23 protein-coding genes are annotated in these 25,225 nt (G+C 51.1%); 12 read left to right on the top strand and 11 right to left on the bottom strand.

The window, feature by feature from the left end; genetic code table 11:
- Nucleotides 1-4: 4 nt before the first annotated feature.
- The 4 genes from ACQ0MK_RS13235 (at nucleotide 5) to ACQ0MK_RS13220 (ending at nucleotide 5,866) form a co-directional block, all read left to right on the top strand.
- Entirely contained in the window at nucleotides 5-1,561 is a 1,557-nt protein-coding gene (locus ACQ0MK_RS13235; protein WP_430473015.1) for a gamma-glutamyltransferase family protein, read from the top strand.
- 391 nt (nucleotides 1,562-1,952) lie between these two features.
- Nucleotides 1,953-3,185, top strand: coding sequence for a response regulator (locus ACQ0MK_RS13230; protein ID WP_430473014.1), 1,233 nt, complete (start codon nucleotides 1,953-1,955; stop codon nucleotides 3,183-3,185).
- Nucleotides 3,182-4,357, top strand: a complete 1,176-nt coding sequence (locus ACQ0MK_RS13225) for an HD domain-containing phosphohydrolase (protein WP_430473013.1) — start codon at nucleotides 3,182-3,184, stop codon at nucleotides 4,355-4,357. The genes ACQ0MK_RS13230 and ACQ0MK_RS13225 overlap by 4 nt, the downstream gene beginning before the upstream one ends.
- Before the next feature lie 114 nt (nucleotides 4,358-4,471).
- Nucleotides 4,472-5,866, top strand: coding sequence for a two-component system sensor histidine kinase NtrB (locus ACQ0MK_RS13220; RefSeq protein WP_430473012.1), 1,395 nt, complete (start codon nucleotides 4,472-4,474; stop codon nucleotides 5,864-5,866).
- A 26-nt stretch (nucleotides 5,867-5,892) separates the two neighbouring features.
- On the opposite strand, the gene ACQ0MK_RS13215 is transcribed toward ACQ0MK_RS13220, so the two are convergent.
- The 6 genes from ACQ0MK_RS13215 to ACQ0MK_RS13190 all read right to left on the bottom strand — a co-directional run bounded on the left by ACQ0MK_RS13215 (nucleotide 5,893) and on the right by ACQ0MK_RS13190 (nucleotide 12,268).
- Nucleotides 5,893-6,486, bottom strand: coding sequence for a hypothetical protein (locus ACQ0MK_RS13215; RefSeq protein ID WP_430473011.1), 594 nt, complete (start codon nucleotides 6,484-6,486; stop codon nucleotides 5,893-5,895).
- Nucleotides 6,487-6,597: 111 nt separating this feature from the next.
- Entirely contained in the window at nucleotides 6,598-7,497 is a 900-nt protein-coding gene (locus ACQ0MK_RS13210) for a lauroyl acyltransferase (RefSeq protein WP_430473010.1), read from the bottom strand.
- On the bottom strand, nucleotides 7,490-8,461 hold the full coding sequence (lpxK, locus tag ACQ0MK_RS13205) for a tetraacyldisaccharide 4'-kinase (protein WP_430473009.1): 972 nt from the start codon (nucleotides 8,459-8,461) through the stop codon (nucleotides 7,490-7,492). Before lpxK ends, ACQ0MK_RS13210 begins: the two co-directional genes overlap by 8 nt.
- Entirely contained in the window at nucleotides 8,454-9,746 is a 1,293-nt protein-coding gene (locus ACQ0MK_RS13200) for a 3-deoxy-D-manno-octulosonic acid transferase (RefSeq protein WP_430473008.1), read from the bottom strand. The genes lpxK and ACQ0MK_RS13200 overlap by 8 nt, the downstream gene beginning before the upstream one ends.
- Complete coding sequence (locus ACQ0MK_RS13195) at nucleotides 9,743-10,510, bottom strand: lysophospholipid acyltransferase family protein (RefSeq protein ID WP_430473007.1); 768 nt, start codon at nucleotides 10,508-10,510, stop codon at nucleotides 9,743-9,745. The genes ACQ0MK_RS13200 and ACQ0MK_RS13195 overlap by 4 nt, the downstream gene beginning before the upstream one ends.
- 27 nt (nucleotides 10,511-10,537) lie before the next feature.
- Nucleotides 10,538-12,268, bottom strand: a complete 1,731-nt coding sequence (locus tag ACQ0MK_RS13190; protein ID WP_430476031.1) for an ABC transporter ATP-binding protein — start codon at nucleotides 12,266-12,268, stop codon at nucleotides 10,538-10,540.
- A 254-nt stretch (nucleotides 12,269-12,522) separates the two neighbouring features.
- Here ACQ0MK_RS13190 and ACQ0MK_RS13185 point away from each other — a divergent pair, with 254 nt between their 5' ends.
- Complete coding sequence (locus tag ACQ0MK_RS13185) at nucleotides 12,523-13,335, top strand: hypothetical protein (RefSeq protein WP_430473006.1); 813 nt, start codon at nucleotides 12,523-12,525, stop codon at nucleotides 13,333-13,335.
- Between the two features lie 56 nt (nucleotides 13,336-13,391).
- Here ACQ0MK_RS13185 and ACQ0MK_RS13180 read toward each other — a convergent pair whose 3' ends face one another.
- Both ACQ0MK_RS13180 and ACQ0MK_RS13175 read right to left on the bottom strand, forming a co-directional pair.
- Entirely contained in the window at nucleotides 13,392-14,537 is a 1,146-nt protein-coding gene (locus ACQ0MK_RS13180) for a glycosyltransferase family 4 protein (RefSeq protein ID WP_430473005.1), read from the bottom strand.
- Nucleotides 14,534-15,451, bottom strand: a complete 918-nt coding sequence (locus tag ACQ0MK_RS13175; protein WP_350042428.1) for a UDP-2,3-diacylglucosamine diphosphatase — start codon at nucleotides 15,449-15,451, stop codon at nucleotides 14,534-14,536. Before ACQ0MK_RS13175 ends, ACQ0MK_RS13180 begins: the two co-directional genes overlap by 4 nt.
- A 219-nt stretch (nucleotides 15,452-15,670) precedes the next feature.
- Between ACQ0MK_RS13175 and ACQ0MK_RS13170 the strand changes: the two genes are divergently transcribed.
- Nucleotides 15,671-16,624, top strand: coding sequence for a diacylglycerol/lipid kinase family protein (locus tag ACQ0MK_RS13170; RefSeq protein WP_430473004.1), 954 nt, complete (start codon nucleotides 15,671-15,673; stop codon nucleotides 16,622-16,624).
- A 63-nt stretch (nucleotides 16,625-16,687) separates the two neighbouring features.
- On the opposite strand, the gene ACQ0MK_RS13165 is transcribed toward ACQ0MK_RS13170, so the two are convergent.
- Nucleotides 16,688-18,037, bottom strand: coding sequence for a TldD/PmbA family protein (locus tag ACQ0MK_RS13165; protein WP_430473003.1), 1,350 nt, complete (start codon nucleotides 18,035-18,037; stop codon nucleotides 16,688-16,690).
- Nucleotides 18,038-18,268: 231 nt separating this feature from the next.
- Between ACQ0MK_RS13165 and ACQ0MK_RS13160 the strand changes: the two genes are divergently transcribed.
- From ACQ0MK_RS13160 to ACQ0MK_RS13150, 3 genes are all read left to right on the top strand, one after another.
- Nucleotides 18,269-18,880, top strand: coding sequence for a hypothetical protein (locus ACQ0MK_RS13160; RefSeq protein ID WP_430473002.1), 612 nt, complete (start codon nucleotides 18,269-18,271; stop codon nucleotides 18,878-18,880).
- Between the two features lie 61 nt (nucleotides 18,881-18,941).
- Nucleotides 18,942-19,184, top strand: a complete 243-nt coding sequence (locus ACQ0MK_RS13155; protein ID WP_430473001.1) for a type II toxin-antitoxin system CcdA family antitoxin — start codon at nucleotides 18,942-18,944, stop codon at nucleotides 19,182-19,184.
- Nucleotides 19,184-19,474 carry a CcdB family protein gene (locus tag ACQ0MK_RS13150; protein WP_430473000.1) on the top strand — a complete coding sequence of 97 codons (291 nt, stop codon included), beginning with the start codon at nucleotides 19,184-19,186 and terminating at the stop codon, nucleotides 19,472-19,474. The genes ACQ0MK_RS13155 and ACQ0MK_RS13150 overlap by 1 nt, the downstream gene beginning before the upstream one ends.
- A 10-nt stretch (nucleotides 19,475-19,484) precedes the next feature.
- On the opposite strand, the gene ACQ0MK_RS13145 is transcribed toward ACQ0MK_RS13150, so the two are convergent.
- Nucleotides 19,485-21,011, bottom strand: coding sequence for a UbiD family decarboxylase (locus ACQ0MK_RS13145; RefSeq protein ID WP_430472999.1), 1,527 nt, complete (start codon nucleotides 21,009-21,011; stop codon nucleotides 19,485-19,487).
- A gap of 264 nt (nucleotides 21,012-21,275) precedes the next feature.
- On the opposite strand from ACQ0MK_RS13145, the gene ACQ0MK_RS13140 reads away from it, so the two are divergent.
- The 3 genes from ACQ0MK_RS13140 (at nucleotide 21,276) to ACQ0MK_RS13130 (ending at nucleotide 24,423) form a co-directional block, all read left to right on the top strand.
- Complete coding sequence (locus ACQ0MK_RS13140; RefSeq protein ID WP_430472998.1) at nucleotides 21,276-21,632, top strand: DUF4170 domain-containing protein; 357 nt, start codon at nucleotides 21,276-21,278, stop codon at nucleotides 21,630-21,632.
- Between the two features lie 16 nt (nucleotides 21,633-21,648).
- On the top strand, nucleotides 21,649-22,398 hold the full coding sequence (locus ACQ0MK_RS13135) for a hypothetical protein (protein ID WP_430472997.1): 750 nt from the start codon (nucleotides 21,649-21,651) through the stop codon (nucleotides 22,396-22,398).
- Nucleotides 22,399-22,725: 327 nt separating this feature from the next.
- Nucleotides 22,726-24,423, top strand: coding sequence for a methyl-accepting chemotaxis protein (locus ACQ0MK_RS13130; RefSeq protein ID WP_430472996.1), 1,698 nt, complete (start codon nucleotides 22,726-22,728; stop codon nucleotides 24,421-24,423).
- An 80-nt stretch (nucleotides 24,424-24,503) separates the two neighbouring features.
- Here ACQ0MK_RS13130 and ACQ0MK_RS13125 read toward each other — a convergent pair whose 3' ends face one another.
- The gene (locus tag ACQ0MK_RS13125; protein WP_430472995.1) at nucleotides 24,504-25,211 is read right to left on the bottom strand and encodes a class I SAM-dependent methyltransferase; all 708 of its coding nucleotides are present in this window, start codon (nucleotides 25,209-25,211) and stop codon (nucleotides 24,504-24,506) included.
- Nucleotides 25,212-25,225 lie beyond the last annotated feature (14 nt).

Below are 25,225 nucleotides of genomic sequence, written 5' to 3'. Positions count from 1 at the left end.
TGCCATGAAAACACACGGGGCCGTTGCAGCAGGACATGATGTCACCGCACGCGCTGCTTCTCGTGTGCTTGACGAAGGTGGCAATGCGTTTGATGCGGTGATTGCCGCAATGTGGGCGGCCTGTGTTGCCGAACCTGTTTTGGCTTCTCTTGGCGGGGGCGGGTTTGTCATGGCCCGGCCAGCGGGGAAACCGCCCAGACTTTATGATTTCTTTGTTGAAACCCCGCTTGAAAAACGCCCGCGCGAAGATCTGGAATTTGAAAGCCGCTTTGCGACTTTTGCCGGTGGCGTAAGTCAGGAATTTCACGGTGGCTATGGATCGGTGGCAACACCCGGTGTGATTGCCGGATTGTTCAAGCTCCACGGCGATCTGGCAAAACTGCCGATGGCACAATTGGCCGAACCAGCGATCATTGCCGCACGGGAAGGCATCATCCTTGATGCCTTTCAACGCTATGTCATGGGGATAGTTCAACCGCTTTTGGCGTTTTCGCCCGATAGCCGGTCGGTGTTTGGAAAGCCCGGATCGACCGATGAACGCGGATTTGAATTGCTTGATGAAGGTTCACTTCATCGTCAGCCAGATTTGGCAGAAAGCATTTCCTATCTGGTGCGGATGGGTGCGGATGGGTTCTATCATGGTGATCTTGGCCATGCATTGGTGCGGGAATGTCAGGAATTAGGCGGTTATCTGACGGCAGAGGATTTGGCGGCCTACCGGGTTTTGATCCGCGATCCGCTTTTGGTCGGCGGGCGCAAAGGGCGGTTTGTTTTAAATTCTCCACCGGCATCTGGCGGGGTTCTGGTTGGATTTGGCCTTAAACTGGCGCGTGAGGTGGCCTTGGGAAGTTTTGGGTCGGCCCGCCATCTCGAAGCCATTTCACGGATCATTCATGCCACAGGGCTGGTGCGCGGTGACTATGGTGCATCCTCGGCCATTTTGGCAGACGAGCTTTGCGAACGCTATCGTCTGATGATTGGCGAACGACCGTTAAGTCAGCAGGGCACGACCCATATTTCCGTTGTGGATGAGCATGGCAATCTTGCTGCTGCCACGATCTCGAACGGGTCTTCATCGGGCCGGGTTGTGCCGCAAACCGGGATCATGATGAATAACATGCTGGGCGAAGCAGATTTGTCACCCGATGGGTTCCATCATTGGCCCTGCGGGGTTCGGATGACATCGATGATGACGCCTGCACTTTATCTCGGCGATGACGGCAGTGCGGTTGCGTTGGGATCGGGGGGATCAAACCGCATCCGGTCGACAATGCTTCAGGTGTTGCTGAACATGGATGTGTTTGACATGACGCTTCATGGTGCGGTGGCAGCCCCGCGTATGCATGTCGAAGAGGGTCTTTTGTCGGTTGAACCGGGATTTGATACGGCCCTTTTGGATCGACTTAGCCTTGACAACCAGCAGCGTTGGGATCGGGAAGATATGTTCTTTGGCGGGGTGCATGCCGCAAAGGTCAGTGCCGGTGGGGTCAAGTTCTCAGCCGTGGGGGATGCCAGACGCAATGGCAATCAGATCATTGGTGCGCGCGAAGACGATGCTTGATCGTTTTCGATAACTTGCCTGTATTGGTGATGGTTCTGCGAACTGCTTTTACATGATCAGCCGTTAATAACGCGCATCACTAGATTTGCATAAATTCGGCGTGCCCGATTATGTGAATTGATTTGTCCACTCGAGGCAAACCTTCATTAACGCAAACCTACCTGTCTGCCGCCCCTCCAAAAAACAACTGCTGCGATCTATTGCACGCTAGGTTTCAAATGTGACCTGACTCTGTTGTGTTCAGGCGATTGCAGACTTATCTAACAGGTAGTTACTGTTCGTATTTCTAAAGTTGGAAAGTAAGGATTATCTCAACCGACAAGGTTAACTGCATTAAATCAATGCGTGATATCCGAAGATTGGCCGAAATAAAAAAGAGCCAGAAGGAGGAATGAATCTGAGCAGTATATTGTTTGTCGATGATAGCGAAAATGTTCTATGGGGACTGCGCCGCCGTTTGCGTTCGGCATGCCCAGAATGGGATGCCACGTTCGTGTCTAGTGGCGCAGAAGCGCTGTCTGTATGCGATGAACATACATTCGATGTTATTGTGACAGACATGAAAATGCCGGGAATGGATGGCGGCGAACTTCTGAAGCAGGTTCAAAACAAGTTCCCGGATACAGCACGCATTATTTTGTCAGGTTTTTCTGAAGACGAAACAATTTTGCGGACTTTGGGGCGGGCGCATCGGTATCTTGCTAAACCATGTGATGACGAAATTCTTATCAATTCAATTCGTCAAATGCTTGATATTCGCAGCTTGCTACCCGAACCCCATATCAGAAGCATTATCGGGAATATAGAGGGACTAGCATCTCCGCCTGATACATATTTACGGCTCGTTACGGCACTTGAAGACCCGAATGTCGATAGTGACACAGTTTCTGCGATTGTTTCCGCAGATATCGCACTAACGGCTGAAATCCTTAAATTGACCAATTCAGCATATTTTTCGGTACCGACGAAGATTACTTCAATTAACCATGCCATTCGCATGATCGGAACTGAAACACTTAAATCAATAACGCTGTTTATGGGGTTGTTTAAGGGGTTTGAAGGCCCAAGCATCGTCAGCTCACGGATGTCGACACTTTGTCGCCGATCTCAGCAAATTGGGGTTGCTGCTTCGCTTATCGCTGAACATGAAAAGCTGGACAAAGAAGCTTGTCGTCTACTTCCGGCAACAGGAATGTTGAGTCACGTGGGCAGCCTGATCCTTAATCTTAACTATTATGAAAAGATGGAACAGGCCTTTGAGCTGATGGAGCGTAAAAATATCTCGATCATTGAAGCAGAAAAGGAACTGTTTGGCGCAAGCCATCCCGAGATAGGCGCTTATCTGCTTGGGCTTTGGGGGTTTGCTGATCCTGTTATTCAGGCTGTTGCACATCACCATTGTCCGGCAAACCTTGCTGGTGATGAAATGACGGGACTGTCTGCGCTATACGTTGCCCAACATTTGACCCGTGAGCTCTCCATGCCAGCGGTCGAAGAAACAACGATTGATCTTTCTTATATCAAACGTATCGGGAAGAAAGAGAAGCTTCCCGAATGGTGCAAAATAGTCGGTTTGGTTCTTGAGAGTTACAATGAGAGCGGTCGTAAAAAGGGGAAATCATGATGGTCGATCAGCGTGTTTTGTTCGTGGATGATGATGAAAACTTGCTTATGGCTTTGCGCCGCCAGTTACGCGGAAAATTTGATCTTCAGACGGCAGCCGGTGGCCAGTCTGCATTAAAGATGTTTGCAGAAAATTCATTCGCAGTTTGTGTTGCTGACATGCAAATGCCAAATATGAACGGTCTTGAGTTTCTTGAGAAAGTACAAAAAATAAGTCCTGACACAGTACGTATTATGCTGACGGGAAATGCTGATCAGGCAACAGCGGTAAATGCCATTAACAAAGGCAGGATTTTTCGTTTCTTCTCCAAGCCATATGAAATGGAGGATTTGGAGAACGCGCTAAACGACGCAATCCGACAGCACCAACTTATTACCGCGGAAAAGACCCTCGTACAGGAAACGCTGGCCGGGAGCGTAAAAGTTCTTACAGATATTATGGCGCAGCTCAATCCAGCCGTGTTTGGTCGGGCGATGAAGATTAAAGGCTGGTGTGACCGGGTTTCCAAGGATCTGAATTATCCCCGCCCGTGGGAGCTGGGTATTGCCGCCCTTTTATATCCGATCGGTATGATTGCTTTGCCACCAGATGTGTTGGCGCGGATGGCAGATGAGAAACCGTTGCAGCCTTTGGAGCGTGACCTTCTGAAACGGACCCCTGAAGTTGGCAGTAAACTTATCGGAAATATCCCACGGCTTGAAGCCGTGGCAGAAATTGTCCACATGCAAAATCGAAATTTTGATGGTAGCGGATTTCCGCAAAATGGACCTGCAGGTGACGGCATACCGCTAGGTGCACGCATACTGCGCATCATTCGAGATTTGGCCGAAATCGGAGATGGGCCTCTTCCGACGGACATAGATTTTGATACGTTGAAGCGCCATCAACACCGCTATGATCTTGATCTTTTCATGAAGATTCGCGACTTGATCGGTGTTGTGGATGAAGACGGCGACCTTCCCCCTGAGGGTCGGGAAATGGTGGTTCGTATTGCGCAGCTCCGTGTCGGAGACTTCTTGATGACAGATCTTGAAACGACTGAAGATCATGTTTTGCTTACGCATGGAAATTACATCTCAGAAGTTCAGCTTCAGCGTCTAAGGGTGTTCCAAAAGGCACATACTTTCAGGGAGCCCGTCGAAATCAAGCGAGGGGTACGCCAGACTGGATAGCCGAGGGTAATGAAGCGGGCTTGGGGAAAATCGTGTCAATTCCTGAGAAATGGAAATTCAGGGCTCATTTTCTAGATTTCACGGAATATGAGCGTTCTAGGCTGGGAAAATGCGGTGAATAAGAAAGAGCAAGACGAAAAAGTTCTTCTTGGCGACCAAGTGGCAGATACAGAGGGCGACGAGCTTCTTGTTGCTGCGCGGGAAATTGATGTGTCTGATGAAGTCAGGGAACAATACCTGGCTTTAATGACTGAGCAGCAAAACCGTCACAGAGAAACCACAGAACGCCTGAAGACGATTTTAGATAGCATCGTTGAAGGTATCTTGATCGTTGATAATGTGGGCACCATACAGGATCACAACAAATCCGCTTCCAAGATATTGCATGACACTGAGGGCCACCTGCTTGGCAGCAATGTTGATCGAATGTTCATTGATCGCAAATCGACATCCAGGAACAAACTTCTTAACCGCTGCATAAATATTCGCAGTGGTGCGTTGCAATATGATTACACAGAAACAATGGCCCGAAGGCTTGATGGTGACAGCTTTCCAATGGAGATCACATTAAGCCCAGCCAATTTCACCGGCGAGATGAGTTATCTCTATATCTTTCGTGACATTACACAGCGCAAAGAAGCAGAAAAAGCGCATAAGCGACTGGAAGGAGAATTGCGCGAAGCCTTGAAGCTGGAAGCTATTGGTCACCTTGCGGGTGGGATCGCCCATGAAATCAATACGCCAAGCCAATATATTCGCGACAATCTGAAGTTTCTGAATGACGGATATGGCGCGTTGTCGCGAATTGTCGGACTTGCGCTACATACCTTGTGGACGCATCAAAAAGATTTGCCCGATGGCGCATTTCGGCAATTTGTACAGAAAATGCGCGATAGCGATGTCGAATTTTTGCTTGATGAAATCCCCCATGCCACTCAGCAATCGCTTGACGGGATCAATCAGGTTGCCCAGATCGTTTTGTCGATGAAGGAATTCTCTCATCCCAGTGGAGCAGAGAAAACGGCAACAGACATAAACCGGGTTCTTTCAAACGTTGCCGTGATTTCCAGAAATGAATGGAAACATTGTGCGAATCTGATCGAAGAATATGATCAGGAAATTCCCCATATCCCGTGTCACGTCAACGAGCTAAACCAAGTTTTCCTTAATCTGATTGTTAATGCATCCCAGGCAATTCAATCTGCGGGGCGACCGGCGGAAGAAGGCGAAGTCAAGATCAAGACTGCTTTTCTTGATGACAGCATTCTTGTCAGTATTTCCGATAACGGCACCGGTATTTCTAAGGAAAATAGATCAAAGGTGTTCAATCCATTCTTTACGACCAAAGATGTTGGAAAAGGAACAGGTCAAGGATTGTCCATCACTCATGACATTGTTCAAAAACGTCATGGTGGGCGCGTATGGTTTGAAACTGAAGAAGGTAAGGGGACAACATTTTTTGTGTTGCTGCCCGGAGAAGATCGGGTTGGAGGCGAAGACAAAGCGTAATGCCAGATGGGGATTGTGCTGTAACCCTATCGGATACGCTGAATAACCGCGAAGATCAGCGAGAATATCGCAACCAGAATAATGGCGACCGTTGCAATCAGCAATGCCTGTTTGGTGCGCAATTCATTGGCTTCTTTACGTTCGATATAAATGATGACGTTCCGGCGCAGCTGATCCATTTCCGGGGCGACATCAAGACTGTTCAGATAGAGTTTGGCGCCGGCGCGTGCCAAAAGATCGTTGGTCTTGTTCATTTCCTGCGTGAACAGGGCATAGCGTTCTTCGGTGTCAGATAGATCCCCCATCAGGTTTTCATCGTTCTCATACGTATGGGCGATGGTGATGGTGGTTTGGGTAAGACCAGATGGATCAGTTTCAACGCATTCAGCAAGGGTTTTGCTGCTTTCATCGGTGGCGCATTCAACCGGGCGGTTGCCATATTCTTCCAAGGCCTTGCGCAAGTGTTCTTTAAGTTGGAGGTCAAGTTCAGATAAACGCAAACGGATATCGCGCGCTGTTTCCTGGATGTTATCGTTGTCATGGTCAAGCGCCATGCTTGGCCAAACGATAAAAATCGATCCAGCGACCATCAAACACAGAATGATCAATAAACGGCGCAAAAAACGAGGGCTCCTGGCAGCATTCTGAAAGGCGAGAACCGCGAGTGTGCGCGATCAGGGTTCGTAATCAGTTAATGAATGCCATAACACTCAAATTAATGGGTCCTGATCCTAGTTAGGCCAGCGTCGATGAACCCAAAGCCACTGTTCAGGGCGCTCGCGGATCCAGGATTCCATCGTCGCATTTACGTCCGTCATAATGTTTGCAATATCCGTGCGACGATCACCGGTCTTTTCAATATTAAGGGCCGGATAAAACGTCATACGGAAATGCGCACCTTCAAGACGTTCAACACGAACGGGAATAATGGGTGCATCATATTTCAAGGCAAATTGCGCCAAGGCGGGGGCGGTCATGGCATCCCGACCAAAGAACGGAACCGCAATGCCGTCGCTCATTTTCTGATCGACCAGCATGCAGGCATGCCCGCCTTCCTTCATGAAGCGGGTGAGTTTACGCGCACCGTCAGGGCCTTTTTTTACCAGCTGCCCACGGAAAGTTTTCCGCGCGCGCATGAACAGGCCATCAACCCATGGATTGTCGGGCGCGCGATAGACACTCATCATGTCCATATCAAGCACGCTGGCAATGCACATGCTGACTTCCCAATTGCCAATATGGCCGGTAAAGAACAGTCCGGCTTTGCCGTCGTCCTTGGATGCCAGACCGTGTTCGGCACCAATAATCTCGATGCGGGGGCCACCGGGCTGCATTTTGTGCAGATGGGGAATTTCGGCCGCAGACCGGCCAAGATGTTCCCACATACCAGCGATGATTTCTTCGATTTCTTCGGCAGATTTTTCCGAAAAGGCGCGCCGAAGGTTGTTGCGGGCCTTTTTTGATTGGCCAAGTCTTGTGCCAATCTTACGCAAAATCCAGCCGCCAAAATTGGATGCCATATCAACGGGCATTGCGGCAAACAGCCAATAGATCAGATATGCACCAAACCCCTGCAGCGGGTGCGAGATGTATTTCTGACGCATTTGATAGAATTTGCTGTTCTTATCCATTGGCAAGTACGGTCTTCACAATCGTCGAAAGCTGATCTGGTGCATCAAAGGCCAGTCGAATATCCAAACTGCTTATGCCGTCGCGGCTTTCCATTGGCAAGCGCATCAGGTCTTTTTGCGTGGTGACAAGGGTTGCGCCAAGCTGCTCTGCCTGTGTCCGCAAGCTTATCAGCTCGTGCTTGCTGAAGACATGATGGTCGTCAAAGTCTTGGGTTTTGACGATTTCGGCCCCAACCTGTTTTAAGCTGTCATAAAACTTTTCCGGGCGTCCGATGCCGGCAAAGGCCATGACCTTTTGATTGGCAAAATCAGCACCATTAATCGGTTCGATCTGTGCACGGAGTACCGGAACAGACGCAGGCTGGTCCGTAATGAATTTTGGCGTCTGATCGCCGATCAGGATAATGGCCCGGACCTTTTCAAGGCCGCTTAGCAGGGGTTCGCGCATTGGGCCTGCGGGCATGACCTGACCATTGCCAATGCCATAATGGCTATCAACAACAGCAAAACTGCAATCCTTGATCAGGGATGGGTTCTGCAACCCATCATCAAGAATAATTGCATCCGCTCCGGCCGCATGGGCCATTTCAGCACCAAGAAAACGTTCGCGCGAAATCCAGGCAGGACCATGGTGGGCAAGTAACAGCGGCTCGTCGCCAACCTGTGCGGCGCGGTCATTGTTCGGATCGACGCGATGTGGACCCAAAATTGATCCGCCATAGCCGCGGCTTACGAAATGCGGTGTACGGCCAAGGGCGGTTAAAAGTTCGAACAGGACAATGGCTGTTGGCGTTTTGCCAGCACCCCCAACCGTAAAGTTCCCAACGCAAAAAACCGGACATCCGGGATGGCGGGCGGTTATGGTCAGGTTCCGAATACATGTCCCGGCACGCCAGAATGCTGAAAGCGGTCTTAGGAGTGTCGGGACAATTCCGTCATGTTGCCAAAAACGCGGATCACGCATGATCCACCTCTTGGATCGCTTTTTCGCTCATGATCGGGCGCAATGCATCAAGGGTGCGATCAAGAACTTCTGCCTTGGAATTGGCATAAGCAAGACCGGCATCGGCGATCTTTTGCACTGTTGCGCTATCGCGCAACAGTGCACCAACCTGACGGGTCAAATCTGCACCGTCTGCGGCGGGACGGCAGGCACCTGCTGCCCGCATTTCTTCGCTGATGGTGATGAAGTTGCTCATATCCGGGCCATGCAGAATGGCGCAACCAAGTCTGGCTGGTTCGAGCGGGTTTTGGCCACCGGTTGCACACATGGTTTTACCCATAAAGCAAATCGGCGAGATGCGATAAAACAGACCCAACTCACCAATGGTATCAGCCAGATATATGTCGGTTTGCGGTGTAATCGCGTGACCAAGGCTGCGACGTGAAACCTGTAATCCTTGGGCGATCAAGTCTGCTTCGATGTCATCAGCACGATTGGGATGGCGCGGAACGACGATGGTCAAAAGACTATTATGTGTCGCGATCAGTTCCTTGTGAACGTCAGCGGCAATGCGTTCTTCGCCTTCAAAGGTACTTGATGCCAGCCAGACCGGGCGTTGGCCGATCTGTTCGCGCAAGTTTGCAAGTTCGGTGTCATCCGCCGGAAGCGACGGGGCCGTGAATTTTAAATTCCCGGCGGTTTTTACATGGGTTGCACCCAGGCTTTCAAATCGTTCGGATTCTTCGACACTTTGGGTCAGGATCAAATCAAACGCCGCAATGACCGGGCGAATGAAGGACGGAAACCGTGAATAGCCCTTAAAGCTTTTGGCCGAAATGCGCCCATTGAGCAGAACCAGCTTCACACCGGCCTTTTTGGCCTTGGTTAGCATGTTTGGCCAAAGATCACTTTCAAGCCAAAGTGCGACATCCGGTTTCCAGTGATGGAGAAAGCGCGCAACGCTGACTTGCCGATCAATCGGAATGAATTGATGGATCACCCCGTGTGGCAAACGGTCATGCATCAATGCCGCCGAGGTAACCGTGCCGGTGGTTACAAGCACCGAAACATTCGGGTATCGTCGACGAATTTCATCAATGACCGGCAAGGCAGACAGGGATTCACCGACACTGGCACCATGTATCCAGACAAGGTTACCTTTGGGGCGCATGGCACTGGGATGACCAAAGCGTTCGCCAATCCGTCCCGGATCTTCCTTGCCGCGGTTTTTCCGGCGGTTGAGATACAGATAAAGAGCCGGGCCAAGCAGGCGTGTTGCCGCGCGATAGGCGTAAAACAGGCTCATTTATCAGCTTCCTCCGCCGCCATTTCGGACCGTTTCTGTTTTGCCTTTTCATTGGGGCCAGCAGGCGGAATGGTTTTAAGGCCAAGGGCCGCGTCGGTGTCCTGCGTTAACTTGGTCAGGGCTGTTTCAAGTTCAAGCCGTTTGGCTTCAATACCAGCTTCGTCAAGTTTGCGATCAACATGGATCGGATCGCCCCAGTGAAAGACACCACGGGAAAATGGCAGGGGCAGAACAAACCTGTCCCAACTGCCCAGCACCTTGCGGTTGGATGCAGAATAGGTCAGGGGGAAAATCGGGACATTGCCCATCCGGGCGGCCTGAATGATACCGTCTGATGCCCGCATGCGGGGTCCGCGTGGTCCATCCGGGGTCATGCCAACAACTTCACCAGCCTTCAAGGCCTTCAGGATTTGCCGCAGGGCCGCAGCACCGCCTTTGCCCTTGCCGGTCGATCCCGCAATGGTTTTGGGGCCGAAATAGGCAATGGTGCGGGAAATGATATCCCCATCGCGGTGGGCTGAGATCAGCATATTAAACGGACGATCCCCGCCAACAGAACGCCATGTATAGGGCATCATCAACAGCCGCTGGTGCCAGAAAGCAACGATGAACGGTTTGCCTTCGGTCAAGTAATGGGCAGGATGATCGCCACCCTTGGTTTGCCAACGTCCTGTCGTATGGATCAGGCGCACATAGTTTGCCGCGAGCCAGCACAAAGTGCTCCGCGTGGTGTCGCCTCTGATGATCCGTTTATGCCACTGCACGCCCGTAAATCCCGAAATTGTCCCGGATCAGTTTCCGTTTTCTTCTGAGAATTGCAGATTGTAAAGGTTCGCATAAGCGCCTCCAAGTGCAAGCAATTCTTCGTGTTTGCCTTGTTCGGTTACCCGACCGTTATTGATCACACAGATTTTGTCTGCGTCAACAATGGTCGACAGACGGTGCGCGATGACAAGAGTGGTCCGGCCCTTCATCAACTCGGCCAGTGCGCCCTGAATATGGCGTTCTGATTCGGTATCAAGAGCAGATGTTGCTTCATCAAGCAGCAAGATCGGTGCGTTTTTCAACATCGCACGGGCAATGGCAATACGCTGGCGCTGTCCACCGGAAAGCTTCACACCGTTTTCACCGACAATGGTGTCATAGCCTTCTTCCAGTAGCAGGATGAAGTCATGGGCGGCGGCATGGCGGGCTGCATCTTCGATTTCGGCCTCCGTCGCACCGGCACGGCCATAGGCAATATTGGCGCGAACCGTATCATCAAACAGGGTGATTTCCTGACTGACTAAGGCGGTAGCTTTGCGCAAGCTTTCAAGCGTTATGTCGCGAATGTCCTGACCGTCGACGCTAATCGCACCATTATCAATGTCGTAAAACCGCGGGATCAGGTTAAGGATGGTGGATTTACCCGCACCCGACGGCCCGACAAGGGCGACGGTTTCGCCCGCCTTGATTTCAAGATCAATATCACGAAGAGCGGTGATTTCCGGGTTATAGGCAAAGGACACCTTGTTGAAATTGATGTTCCCGCCCGAAATGTTTAGCTGTTTTGCATCCGGGGCATCTTTGATTTCAGGTTCAAGGTCAAGAACCATAAAGACACGCTGGGATGCAGCAAGACCCGACTGCAAGCTCATATTGATATTGGCAAGGCGCTTGACCGGTTCATAGGCCAGCAAAAGGGCGGTAATAAACGAGAAGAAACTGCCCGGATCGCTTGCGCCATCAATCACCCGGCTGCCGCCGTAAATGATGATGGTGGTGATGGCTGCACCGCCCAGCGTTTCCATGATCGGGGATGACCGTGCGCTGACGGTTTGTGCCTTGAAGCTGAGTTTGAAAACCGTCTCGACAAGTTTTTCCATACGCGAACATTCGTATGGCTCCATGCCATAGGCTTTTACATGGCGAACGCCTTGGAAAGTCTGTTCCAGAAGGGTGGCAAACTCACCGATCTGTTGCTGGGTATTGGCCGATACCTTGCGCATGCGTTTGCCCAAACGCGCAATTGGCAAAATGGCAGCTGGAAAGACCGTGAAGGCAATGATCGCCAATTGCCAATCCTGATAAAACATCACGCCAATCAGGACGAGGGCCGTGAGTAAATCCTTACCGAACCCTGTAAGGGCAACAGAGACGGCAGCACGCATGGAAGTGATATCGCTGGTGAAGCGCGTAATCAGTTTCCCGGTGTTTGTGCTGTGGAAAAATCCGATGTCGAGGCGGATGACATGGGCGTATAGCTTGTTTTGAATGTCGGCAAGGATACGACCGCCGACATAGCTCATCAAAACGGACTGGCCATAGTTGGCAAAGCCTTTGAGGGCAAAAGAGAAAAGAACCGCGACACCAACAGGGACGAGCATTGCAGAGTTCTGTTTGACGAAGACCTCGTTAATCACGGGATCCATCAAATAGGCATAGCCGCCTGTGGCACCCGCCATCAGCGCCATACAAATCAAAGCGAGAACAATTTTGCCGAAATAGGGGGCTACTGCATCCTGCACGATGCGCTTGACCATCGGCCAAGTGCCCCAGTGTTCAGCAGTCGGGTCCATCGGATTATTTCGCAATGATCTCTTCCTGGTCGTTCGCGCCATTTCCGATTGTATCAATTCGATACTATCTATATGGATATGGCCTCAAAATAAGATTTATTACACGCGCTGTTGCTAGCATGCCCGGACATAGGCGGCAAGCCACTGGAGACGTGTGACGGGCACAAAATCGGTCTGCTGGTCCGCAGATGACGAAGAGCGACATATAAGACAAAAAAATGAACGAGCAACTCCACCTACTTGTCGAACATACAATAGCCCAAGGTGTTGGCGCGCGCGTTTTTGCGCTGCGCTGGGAAAACCGCCGTATCTGGGTCAAACAGGCGGTTCCGGCAAAACACAAAGTCTGGCACCGGTTGCAGCGGTTTCTTGCCAATATTACGGGCATTTCTTTGCTGCGCCCAACGGTGTCTGCCGGTGGGCAAACCGGCCTTGAAAGCGAAGCCAATACCTTGCGGAAACTCGCAAGCCAAGGGGTTCTTGTTCCTGATATTGTTGATATCGGACAGAACTGGCTGGCCATTGGGGATAATGGCGGCATTTTGCAAACGCGCATCGAAGACGACATGTTTGCCAATAATCTGGAAGCTGTCAAAGATCACATATCTTCTGCGGGTGCGTCCTTGGCCGAACTGCACCATGCCGGTATGGCGCATGGTGCGCCATTGTTGCGAAATATGACTCTTCGGGACGACGGAAAGATTGGGTTTATTGATTTTGAAGAAGATCCAAATGCGCGCATGCCAATGATTGATGCGCAGGCGCGTGACATCTTGTTGTTTGTCTTTTCGATCCAGCGTGAATTCAAAAAACGCCCGGAATTTCTGCGTTTAGGTTGGCATGCCTATATGCGTGCAGCAGGTGCCGATGCGCCGCAACTTGTGCCGCTTCGAAAAGTGTTCGGCTTGCTGCGCCCGGTCTATCTGATCTTGCGACCCTTCCGGCGTTGGTTGGGGACCGATGCGATCAATGGCCTAAGCGCCTATCGCATATTGCGCAAAACCCTGTGTGAAGAAGCAATTCAGCCTTGATCGCACTTCTAATTTAACGCCCATATCTGCATGTAACCGAACGGGTCGCCAGCACCTTATTGTGCTGGCTGACCGATCGGTTCAGTCGTGTCGTTTGGCGCAGTTGTCTTGTCGCTGTCAGTGTGGATTTTAATATCCTCTGGCGTGTGTCGTGCTGCGTCATCAAGGGATATGCGAATGGCCTCAATCCCATCAAATCCACCGGAAAATGGTGCCAGATTATGCAGAAACTGGCTGGCGGAATTGTGCCAGCTATATTGTTCGGCCAAGGCGCGGGCGTCTTCGCTTTTAAGTTCCAACGCAGCCATGGCAGCTTCGCGAAGATCGGCATCAATTGCACCGGCCTTGGTACCGCGAACAATGTCGGCGGGGCCCTGAACCGGGAAGACAGCAACCGGTGTGCCTGATGCCAAGGCTTCCAGAATAACAAGGCCAAATGTGTCGGTCTTGCTGGGGAAAACAAACACATCAGCAGACGCAAAGGCAGTTGCCAGTTCTTCGCCGATTTTTTTGCCGAGAAACTGCGTATTGGGGTATTTTCCCTTAAGTTCGCCTAGCTGCGGGCCATCGCCGACGACGAATTTTGTGCCGGGCAAATCAAGGTCGAGAAAATGACCAATATTCTTTTCAACCGCAACCCGCCCAACAAACAGCCAATGCGGTTTTGGAAAGTCACCAAAACTTGCTTCTGGTCGTGGACGAAACAGGTTTAGATCAACCCCGCGTGACCAGATATGAAGATTGTTGAACCCCCAATCAGAGAGTTCCTGACGCAGGCTTTCGGTTGCGACCATCACCGACTGGGATTTCGAATGGAATTTCCGCATGCCGCGATAGGAAATAGATAACGGCAAGCGCCACCGCGCATGAATATATTCCGGGAAACGGGTGTGATAGGCGGTCGAGAAGGGCAAGCCTTTTTTAAGGCAATAAGCCCGTGCGGCCTGCCCCAACGGCCCTTCGGTCGAAATGTGGATTGCGACCGGGTGCAGGGCTTCGATCATTTTGGCCATTTTCCGTTTGGCAAACAGGGCCAAGCGGATTTCCGGATAGGTTGGGCAGGGAATGGTTTTAAACTGATCGGGCGAGATGACATGCACGTCATGCCCCATCTCGCCCAATTCGCCCCGTACGGTTTCAAGGGTACGGACAACACCGTTGACCTGTGGATACCAGGCATCGGTTACGATCAGTATTTTCATGCAGTCTTTCCAATCGGTGCATCATCGCGTTTTTGGGACGCGTTGGATGCGGAACTGCCCGAAGCATGGGCGATACGGAACATGGAAATCAGTTTACCAAGGCCAAGCGACGGCGCACTGGCGGCATCGCGACCGGGTGTGGAATGGGTCATGGCCATTTGACGCATTTCGGCCCAATGAAGTAGTTCCAGCTTGCCATCCATGTCTTCGACAAGGGCAGTGCAGCTTTCGACCCAGTCACCGTCATTGCAATAAAGCACATCCCCGATCATGCGTTTCTCGGCATGATGGATATGCCCGCAAACCACACCATCCACCTTGCGTTTGGCAGCGGCGTGAGCGACGGCGTTTTCAAAATTGCAGATGAATTGAACCGCATTTTTCACCCGGTTCTTCAGATAGGCCGAAAGCGACCAATATCCATAGCCAAGGCGACGGCGAATACCGTTGTAATAGCGGTTAAGCGTAATGGCGAAATTGTAAGCCGTATCGCCAAGATAGGCGAGCCACTTGGCGTATTTAACAACCCCGTCAAATTCATCGCCATGAATGACCAAAAGGCGTTTGCCATCGGCTGTTTCGTGAATGTCGTTCATTTTAACTTCGACATGCCCGAAAGTCATGTCGACAAACTCGCGGGCAAATTCATCATGGTTTCCGGGCACAAAGATAACTTTGGCGCCATTTTTTGCCTTTTCCATGATTGTCGTGATAACGGCGTGATGACTTTCCGGCCAATGCCAGCTTTTCTTAAGCCGCCAGCCATCAATAATGTCACCGACCAGATAATAGGTGTCTGCCGTTACTTCATTGAGGAAATCCAAAAGAAGATCTGCCTGACATCCACGTGTCCCCAAATGGACGTCTGAAATCCAGACCGTGCGGTAATGCGGTTGCAGCGTCATCGCTGTCATTGCCGCTCCTCCGTATCCTGCCAAAAGGATGGCTGGAACCCGACGGTTTAAAACGCCGAATACTGTCCCCAACCAGTATCGGTTTAAAATAAAACGCGCGAACATATAACCCGTTCACAGAAATTTCGCAGTTCTGTAAAGCAACTGTTACATGTTTTCTTTCATATGGTAGTGCGTATGTATGATTTATTTCGGTTTTATTTCGGAAGTATGTTCTGAATGACCCATGCCGGTGTGACTGTGATCTTCAATCCACGTGCGGGTGGTAATAAACAACGGTTTTTGTCCAAGATTCTGCAGCATGCGGGGATCAAGGTGGAATTGTTGCAAACCACTCATCCCGGACATGCCCGTGAACTTGCGCGCAAAGTACGTGCACATCAGCGTCTGTTCGTTGCAGGTGGGGATGGATCGTTAAACGAGGCCCTGAATGGGTTGCTTGATGCCCAGATTGACGGCCATGAGGTGCCACCCCTTGGCGTTATCCCCTTGGGGACGGCCAATGTGTTGGCCGTTGAAGTCGGGCTGGAATGCAAAGCCAAGGCCGTCGCGGATTATATCAACAATCCCGGCATGGTCTGGGTTCGCCCAGGCTTGGTAAACGGGCGGGCATTCTTCCTGATGGTCGGAATGGGGACGGATGCCGATACCGTTGCCAATGTGTCGCTTAAGCTTAAACGCATGATCGGTAAGGGGGCGTATGTTCTTGAAGGTATCCGCAATATTATCTTTCCGCGCCATCGTGATTTTGAAGTGAATATTGGCCGGGAAAATTATCGGGTTGCCGGCGTCGTTATTACCCATGCTCAACATTATGGTGGCGCGTTCATCATATCACCGAGTGCAAAACTGACCGACAATGCCTTTGACGTGGTTTTAATGCCCGGAAATAGCATTGGTGCGCTATCGCGTTACGGATTGGCCCTGACCCTTAATCGCCTGCACGAACAGACCGACGTTTCCGTCGTGCGGGCGGAGCGTATCACGATTGAAAGCCATTGCGGCCCCGCACCCTTACAAATTGATGGTGAAAGTGCTGGTAAGCTTCCGTGTGAAATCAGTCTTTCACCATATCCCGTGCGGCTGATGGTGCCCCCGGCATATGCACAGACCTGCAATGGACAAGAGGAACCAGAATCAAAAGGTGCATTGCTGCGCATTGCGGTTGATTAATCCACACACCACCGGCACCGGGTTTGTAGGTTTTCTATTCTGGTTTTAATTATTGACGGCGGATTATTGCCCAGCCAGTGTCATGCCATCAACACGCAATGTCGGGGCATTGGTACCGTATTTGAATGTAAGATCGCTTGCCGGAACCACGGTTTTGAACATCTCTTTGAGATTGCCCGCAACGGTGATTTCAGACACCGGATAGGCCAATTCACCATTTTCAATCCAGTACCCGGATGCACCGCGCGAATAATCGCCGGTCACGCCATTCACACTGCTGCCGATCATCTCGGTGATGTAAAGGCCCTGCTTGATGTCCTTGATCATGTCTTCGGGGGAGATCGTGCCCGGTTCCATGTAAAGGTTGGTGGTCGAAGGCCCCGGAAGGCTACCGGCCCCACGCGATGCATTGCCGGTGGATTTCAGCCCCAACTGGCGTGCAGATCGCAAATCCATGATCCAGGTTTTCAAAACACCGTTTTCGATCAGATAACGTTTCTGGTTGGCAACCCCTTCGGCATCGAACGGCTTGGACCGCAGGCCCCGTTTGCGGTGCGGATCATCAATGATGTTAATATGCGGGGCAAAGATTTCATTGCCCATGGCATCAAGCAAGAAGCTGGTCCCGCGCGCGATGCCCGATCCATTGATAGCACCAGACAGATGCCCAACGATAGAAGATGACACACGCGGGCTATAAATTACCGGAACCTGCGTGCTTTTGACTTTGCGCGGGTTCAAACGGCGTAGCGTTTTTTCTGCGGCCTGTTTGCCGATATCGACCGGATCGCGCAGATCGGTTGAAAATACCGCACTGTCATAATCATAATCGCGTTCCATGCCTGTTCCGGCACCGGCAATAACCGACACCGAGATATGGCTACCTGACCCGGCATAGCAATTGGCAAAGCCATTGGTGGCGGCCAACGTAACTTGATGACGTCCCCAACCGGCTTCCGATCCTTCGGAATTGGTGATGCCTTCGACCGAACGTGCGGCTTCTTCGCAAGCAGTGGCCCATTCGATCATTTTTGCCTGATCAACTTCGCCCGGTTCGCACAGTTCAAGCGCGTCAACATCGAACGTTTCGGCAAGTTCGGATGGATCGGCAATACCGCAATAGGGGTCCTCGGGGGCGTTTTTCGCCATGGCGACAGCACGTTCAACAAGTTCGTTAAGGGCAGCCTCGCTGGTATCGGACGAGGATACAACAGCCTGTTGTTTGCCAATCAGAACGCGCAGGCCAAGGTCGGCTCCTTCGGAACGTTCCAGCTTTTCGAGCTTGCCCAGACGCTGGGCCACCGAAAGCGACGTTCCTTCGACATAGACGGCATCTGCGTCATCCGCGCCGGCCTTTTTTGCGCGTGCCAGCAAATCGTTGATGCGATCAAGTGTCATGTCGGTCTTGGGCATGGAGGCTCCCTCATGTCGGAATGTGGTTCTTTAGCTTATGTTATAGGGGGCAGAAACGCATTCGCAAAGGCCCGAAAGAAAAAGACCCCTGCAATGTGATGTGCCAAACTTCTGATTATAGAGTTGGCAGGCAAAAGGTCGATCAGCAAGGGCATGTCTTTTGCCATATGGAACCATCTTGCTGTTATAATGGAAAAATCAAAGTCGCCGATCACTTCAGGACCCGATCAGATGAAATTTACGACCCACCGGGAAAAATCAAAGAACCAGTTTGCACGACGGGCGATTTTGCTGGTTGGGTTGGTTCTGATCGCTTGGGGTGGTCAAACCGCTCAGGCCGATGAAAACCCGAACGCGGATGGTGTTTGGACGCTCAATGCCGATGGTAAAACCGACCCGGTATCCGCGGCCCAACTTTACAGCGAGATGCGCATTCAGGGAGGGCAATATGCCCAAAACTATCGCCATCAAATGCTGACCGGTGATTTTACCTGCGATGATGCGGTCGACCGGATTGCTGGTTGGGTTGATCTCGACAGTCCGAAGGGGCCGCAATTCGCATTGCTGTTTGTCACCAACCATGGCGGCAAGGATCAAAGCGAAATCCGCTATATCCCGTTTGAAAGTTCCGAGCAGTTTGCCCTTTGCCTTTATGACGAAACCGCGCCGCCGGTCATGAGCTGGCAGGAAAACAGCGTTGAATATATGGGCGAAGTGATCGGCGATGAGAAGTTATGTAACTTTTCGATCCGAATTGATGACTTCATGTGCGACGCGCCGCAATTTTTCTATTCTGAACAGGCAGCAGGGAACGGCGATCACTGGTTCTTTTTCCGGAATTGAGTTGGCGTCTGTTTGTTGGTAGAGTATGCGCAAGTAATATGCGCATGAAAGCGGGGTTCAAATGACGGTTTCTTCCGCGAAGCCACAGCGAAAGGCGACCAATATTAGTCTTGATGTTGAACTGTTGAACGAAGCGAAGGCTTTGGGGATCAATATTTCCCGAACAGCAGAGCTTGGTTTGAGGGAGGCGGTTGTCAAACAACGTGCGGCCCTTTGGCAACAGGAAAACAAAGCCGCCTTGGAAGCCAGCAACAGCTATGTTGATCGGCAGGGCATTCCGTTGGCATTGCATCGGAAGTTTTGATGGCAAGGGGCGATATTTTCCGGTTTGAAGCAGGCTACGTCGTTGATGTGCAGTCAGATCTTCTTTCAGATCTTCGCACACGCGCCGTTGTCCCATTAAAGCCGATGTCAGAATTTCCGATACTTGCCGACAGACTCAATCCAACAATACGGATTGGCGGCGATGTATGGGTGCTTTTGCCCCAGTTTATCGCAACGCTTAGCGCATCAGATTTGGCAGAGAAAGTTGGTGAGTTTGAAGACACCTTCACCCTCACCAACGCATTGGATATGGTCTTTCACGGGATTTGATGCCGTGAACCTAGTCTTTCCAGATTTTCTTACCCGATCCGGGCAGGCCGTAGCGATCCCATTTCTGATCGACGCGATCAATGATGTCGTCGTCCATAAAGATCTTCTCACCCCATTCCCGGTTGGTTTCACCGGGAAGTTTGTTGGTGGCATCAAGGCCAAGCTTGCCGCCAAGGCCGCTGACCGGGGATGCGAAGTCAAGATAATCAATCGGGGTATCGGTGACGGTGGTGATGTCGCGCACAGGGTCCATGCGGGTTGAAATCGCCCACATGACGTCTTTCCAGTCACGGACATCGATATCGTCATCCACGACAATGACAAATTTGGTGTACATGAATTGTCGCAGGAACGACCAGACCCCCATCATCACGCGCTTGGCATGACCGGCATAAGCCTTTTTCATTGATACGACCGCAATGCGATAGCTGCATCCTTCGGGCGGCAACCAGAAATCGACGATTTCGGGAAATTGCTGTTGAAGCAACGGGACGAACACGTCGTTTAAGGCTTCGCCCAAAACGGAAGGCTCATCTGGCGGACGTCCGGTAAAGGTCGACAGATAGATCGGGTCTTTACGCATGGTGATTGCGGTGACGGTAAATACCGGAAAATCTTCGACCGAATTATAATAGCCGGTGTGATCGCCATATGGCCCTTCAGGGGCATATTCATCAAGCGATACGTAGCCTTCCAGAATGATCTCGGCCGTTGCCGGGACTTTCAGCGGAACGGTTTTACAATCAACCAGTTCGACCTTTTCTCCGCGCAGCAAGCCAGCGAACTGGTATTCCGACAGGGTATCAGGAACGGGTGTGACGGCGGCCAATATGGTTCCCGGATCGGCACCCAATACAATGGCGGCTGGCAGCGGATCGGGTTTTTCTTTTTTCCAGCGGGCATGATGCTGCGCACCACCGCGATGTTTTAACCACCGCATGATGGTTTTGTTTTTGCCCAACACCTGCATGCGATAGATGCCAAGGTTAAATACATCGCGTTTATCGCCGCCCTTTTCCCCGGCCGTTGGGCCTTGGGTAACAACCAGCGGCCATGTAATCAGCGGGGCGGGTTCGCCCGGCCAGCACGATTGAACCGGAATTTTCGCAAGATCAATCTCATCGCCTTCAAGCACGATTTCCTGACACGGCGCCTTGGATACCGTTTTGGGCTTCATTGCCATAACGGTTTTGGCCAGCGGCAGCATTGAAAAGGCTTCGCGGAGGCTTGCAGGTGGTTCAGGCTGTTTAAGGAAGGCCAGCGTTTCACCAACTTCGCGCAGTTCTTCGGGTTTGCGGTTCATACCCGCCGCAACCCGGTCAACCGTGCCAAACAGATTGACCAGAACCGGCATGTCGTATTTTTTGCCATCATCCCCGACAACATTTTCAAACAGAACCGCCGGACCACCTTCGGCGAGCAGGCGTGTTTGAATTTCGGTCATTTCAAGATTGGGGGAAACCGGTTCTGTGACGCGAACAAGACGGCCGGTTTTTTCCAGCGCATCCATGAAGTCACGAAGGGATTGATAGGGCATGGCACCTGTCATCTGCTGATCTTTAAAATATGTCTCTCTTCATACGCGGTGGGGCGTTTTGGAACAACCTTGCTGTTGGTCAAAGCGAAGGTTTGCAACTTTACAAACTGCTCCCCAAATATATACGGGATGCTGCGTTGCATGATCAGACATAATTTTGCGGTTTTGGTTGGCGCATCATTTGGTTATACATGGGTTAGATTATGAGTCGCGTGGCCCACAACACGCGCATTGGCAACTTACCAAAACATGAAGGACGCACAGATGGCCAAATATTGGGTTATCGGGGGCACCTATCAGGATACAGGTTTTGACGTGCCGGTTGGCGAAGAAACCAAAATTGGTCCGTTTGGCAGCTTCGAAGACGCAGAAAAGCACTGGTCGAAAATGGCCTGGCAGTCGGTTGATGATGCAAACTCGCGTTATCGCGTTGAACGCCTCGAAGAATACTGGGTTGTTGGTGGTGAATATGAAACCACCGACTTTGAAACGCCGGTCGGTGGCGAAGAAGAACGCCACGGCCCGTTTGCAACCTTTGAAGATGCCGAGAAAGCTTGGTCAAAATTGGCATGGCAGTATGTCGATAACTGCAATTGCCGTTATCGCGTTGTCGAAGGCTAAGCCGGAAGACCAAACCATGTTTTCGTTTTCTGACGCGCAGATCATCACGGACCCCGTGTTGCGCGCACAGATCGAACAACATCCACGCGCGCAGGAGCTCCTGCGCGCGTTTTTGTATCCCTATGCCGCGCCCGAACATGATTTCCTGTTTAAGGTTGACGCGTGTGAGCCGGTCAAACAGGTTGATACTGTACGACTGGCCTATGGACGGATACCGGTTCTCGCGGTTGGATCAAATCGTGCTCCGGTGCAATTGACCCGTAAGTTTTCCCATCAAAACCTGTCAGACGAGATTCTGATCACCCATGGCTGGATGGATCATCATGACATTGTCTATTCCGCGCATATGACCGGCTATGGTGCGATACCCGCCACTTTGGCCTCGTCACCGGGAACAAAAGTACGTGTTGCAGTCACCTGGCTTACCGCCAAGCAACTAAGCCACATGCATGTCACGGAATCTGTGCCGAGCCATTACAGCTATCAACAGCTTCATGGCCGCGATATCGAACTTGATTGTGGTCTGAAGCCCGATCATGTCGGCACATATCAATCGGTTGCCGGACATATTTTTGATCAGAGTGATATTTTTGCCGTCTCGGCGATACAGGCACAAGGGCGACGCTATAAGTCGTTCAATCAATGGAACATGATTGAATATCTTGCACGACGGGCAGGATACGTCATGCAACCGGAATTTGTGCTGCGTTTGATCGACGATCAGGCTTTGCGGACAGCAGTTACTACCCGGTTTTCCATAAAATGACCCGGGCCCTGTAATCAGGGTGTATTTGACCCCATATATACATACGACTAATTTAACAGCCACACTCTTTATGCAAGAGTGGCGTAATAAATGATGAAAAATCATAGTGTTATCGTGGGATTGAAGGAAATCCGCCCTCAGTGCGGTTTGCTTGTTCGGTTGAATTAAGAACGATCAGTCAAATTCAATCCTGAATGGTGCTTGGAGTAAAACACAAGTTCCAAAACTCTGAATGGTTACTTCCGGGAGAATGCGGGTGGTGAATGTCACATGCGTCGTGAATACACGTGTGTGTTGTCACGTTTCGTGCTTTTGGGAGATAGAATTATGTTTGGTTCAGGGGGCGATGATCGCCATATCGTCCAAGCGATAAAACAGTCGCAGGGAACGATCGAGTTTTCGCTTGATGGTAAGATTATCGACGCAAACAGTAATTTTCTGAAGCTTATGGGTTATGAGCTTTCAGAAGTTCGCGGTAAACATCACAGCATGTTTGTTGATGGGAAATTTGCGAAAAGTGCGGAATACAAAACATTCTGGGATCGACTAAATTCAGGAGAATCTTTTACGGCTGAATTTCAGCGGTTTGGCAAAGGCGGTAAGGAAGTCTGGATACAGGCGACCTACAATTCCGTGCTCAATAATAGCGGTAAGCCTTATAAAGTTTTCAAGATCGCAAGCGACATTACCGCGCGTAAATTAAAGTCCGCTGACTATGCAGGCCAGATTGATGCCATTGGCAAGGCACAGGCCGTGATCGAGTTTGATCTTGAAGGCATGATCCTTGATGCAAATGATAACTTCCTTGGTGCCATGGGCTATTCGCTTAATGAAGTGAAGGGCAAGCATCATCGCATTTTTGTCGATGACAAATTTGCCAAAAGTGATGAATACCGGGAATTTTGGAACAAGTTGCGTTCCGGAAAACACTTGGCGGCTGAATATCAGCGGTTCGGCAAAGGTGGCAAGGAAGTCTGGATTCAGGGCAGTTACAACCCGATCATGGATATGGCGGGACGACCGTTCAAGGTCGTGAAATATGCCACCGATATTACAGCGCAGAAACTGCAGGCTGCTGATTTTGCCGGGCAGATTGATGCGATTCATAAATCGCAAGCCGTGATCTCGTTTGAAATGGATGGCACCATTCGCAATGCCAATTCCAATTTCCTTGATGCCATGGGCTATCAGCTTTCTGAAGTCAAAGGCAAACATCACAGCATCTTCATTGATCCCGCAGAAGCCAACGGCGCACCTTACAAGGAATTCTGGGACGCTTTGCGTCGCGGTGAGCATAAGGTTGCCGAGTTTCGGCGATTTGGCAAAGGGGGGCGTGAAGTCTGGATTCAGGCGAGCTATAATCCTGTTATGGATATGAATGGTCGCCCCTTCAAAGTCGTGAAATATGCGACCGATATTACAAGACAGGTACAGGCACGTCGCAAAGCCAAGGATTTGGCAGAAGGATCAAGCAGCAGTGCCGAGGCCGTTGCCAGCGCGTCAGAGGAAATGCTCGCAGCGATTCAGGAAATCAGCGAAAGCATGCATAGATCCCAAATCGCGATGACCGATATTGTCGCCCAAACTGAAGAAGCCAACAAGGTCCGTGCTGATCTGGAAACGACGTCTGAATCCATGGCAGGTGTGGTGCAGATCATTCGCGATCTTGCCGAACAGGTGAACTTGTTGGCACTGAATGCAACGATTGAGGCCGCCCGTGCAGGCGAAGCAGGCAAAGGCTTTGCCGTTGTCGCAGGTGAGGTCAAAAACCTTGCCAACCAAACAGCAAAAGCAACCGATGAAATCGAAACACAGATCGAAGCAATGATGAGCATCACCAGAAGGGTGGTGGAATCAACCGACGGCATTTCAACATCCGCTGAAACCGTGAGCGGTTATGTCGATAACGTCGCATCGGCGGTGGAAGAACAAACCAGCGTCACGCAGGAAATCTCGAAAAACATTCAGTTCGTGTTTAACGGCATTTCCGAATTGAATGATTGTGTGAAAAGCATTTCGAGCTGATCATGATCAGTCGATAGAAATCCCGATATGTAAAAGCCCGGTGACCATTTGGTTTGCCGGGCTTTTACGTGAATGGTCGATTATCCCCGATCGGGCAAAAGCTGCCATATGCGGGTGAATTTCGTTTCGGTATCCTCGACCGCGACATCGACAGGAACGTCATAGGTTTCCAGTTCGTCAATATTGTGGGTCGGGGCATAAGTCCGCCCTGGATCGGCAAGGATAACGCGCGTGCCAAGGCGGGCTTCAGCCATCAACCATTGCAGAACGGCATTTGCCATATCCTGTTGATAACAAACATCGCCGGCAAAAATCACATCCCAACGTTTTTCTGGTGTACTGGTGCCAACAAAGTTTTCGGTGGTGGTCGGGAATTCAACGCCATTATGCGTGGCATTCAGGCGGGTTGCCGTAATCGCGACCGGATCAATATCATTTGCCAGAATATCTGCTGCACCGGTCATGACACAGGCTATCGCCTGCATGCCGCCACCACAGGCAAAATCAAGCACGCGCTTGCCACGTACCATTTCGGGATGATCAAGAATATAGCGCGTGATGGCCTGCCCACCGGGCCATGCAAAGGCCCAATAGGGTGGTGGGATATCAAGCACACCCAGAATATCTTCGGTTGCCTGCCAAAGGGGAGTGATGTGGGTTGCCAGATACATCTCGATTTCTGGGGCCAGCGGCACGCGTGCAGGCACGGTAAACGTTTCGATCAGATCGGCAAATCGCGGATCGTCGACATCTGGCACAAGGGCGTCGGCAAAGACATTCTCGGTCATGGCATGGGTGCTTT

Source organism: Thalassospira lucentensis (assembly GCF_050516545.1).
GTDB lineage: Bacteria > Pseudomonadota > Alphaproteobacteria > Rhodospirillales > Thalassospiraceae > Thalassospira > Thalassospira lucentensis_C.
The sequence above is the reverse complement of the archived record's forward strand: the minus strand, read 5'-3'. Positions and strand labels throughout refer to the sequence as shown.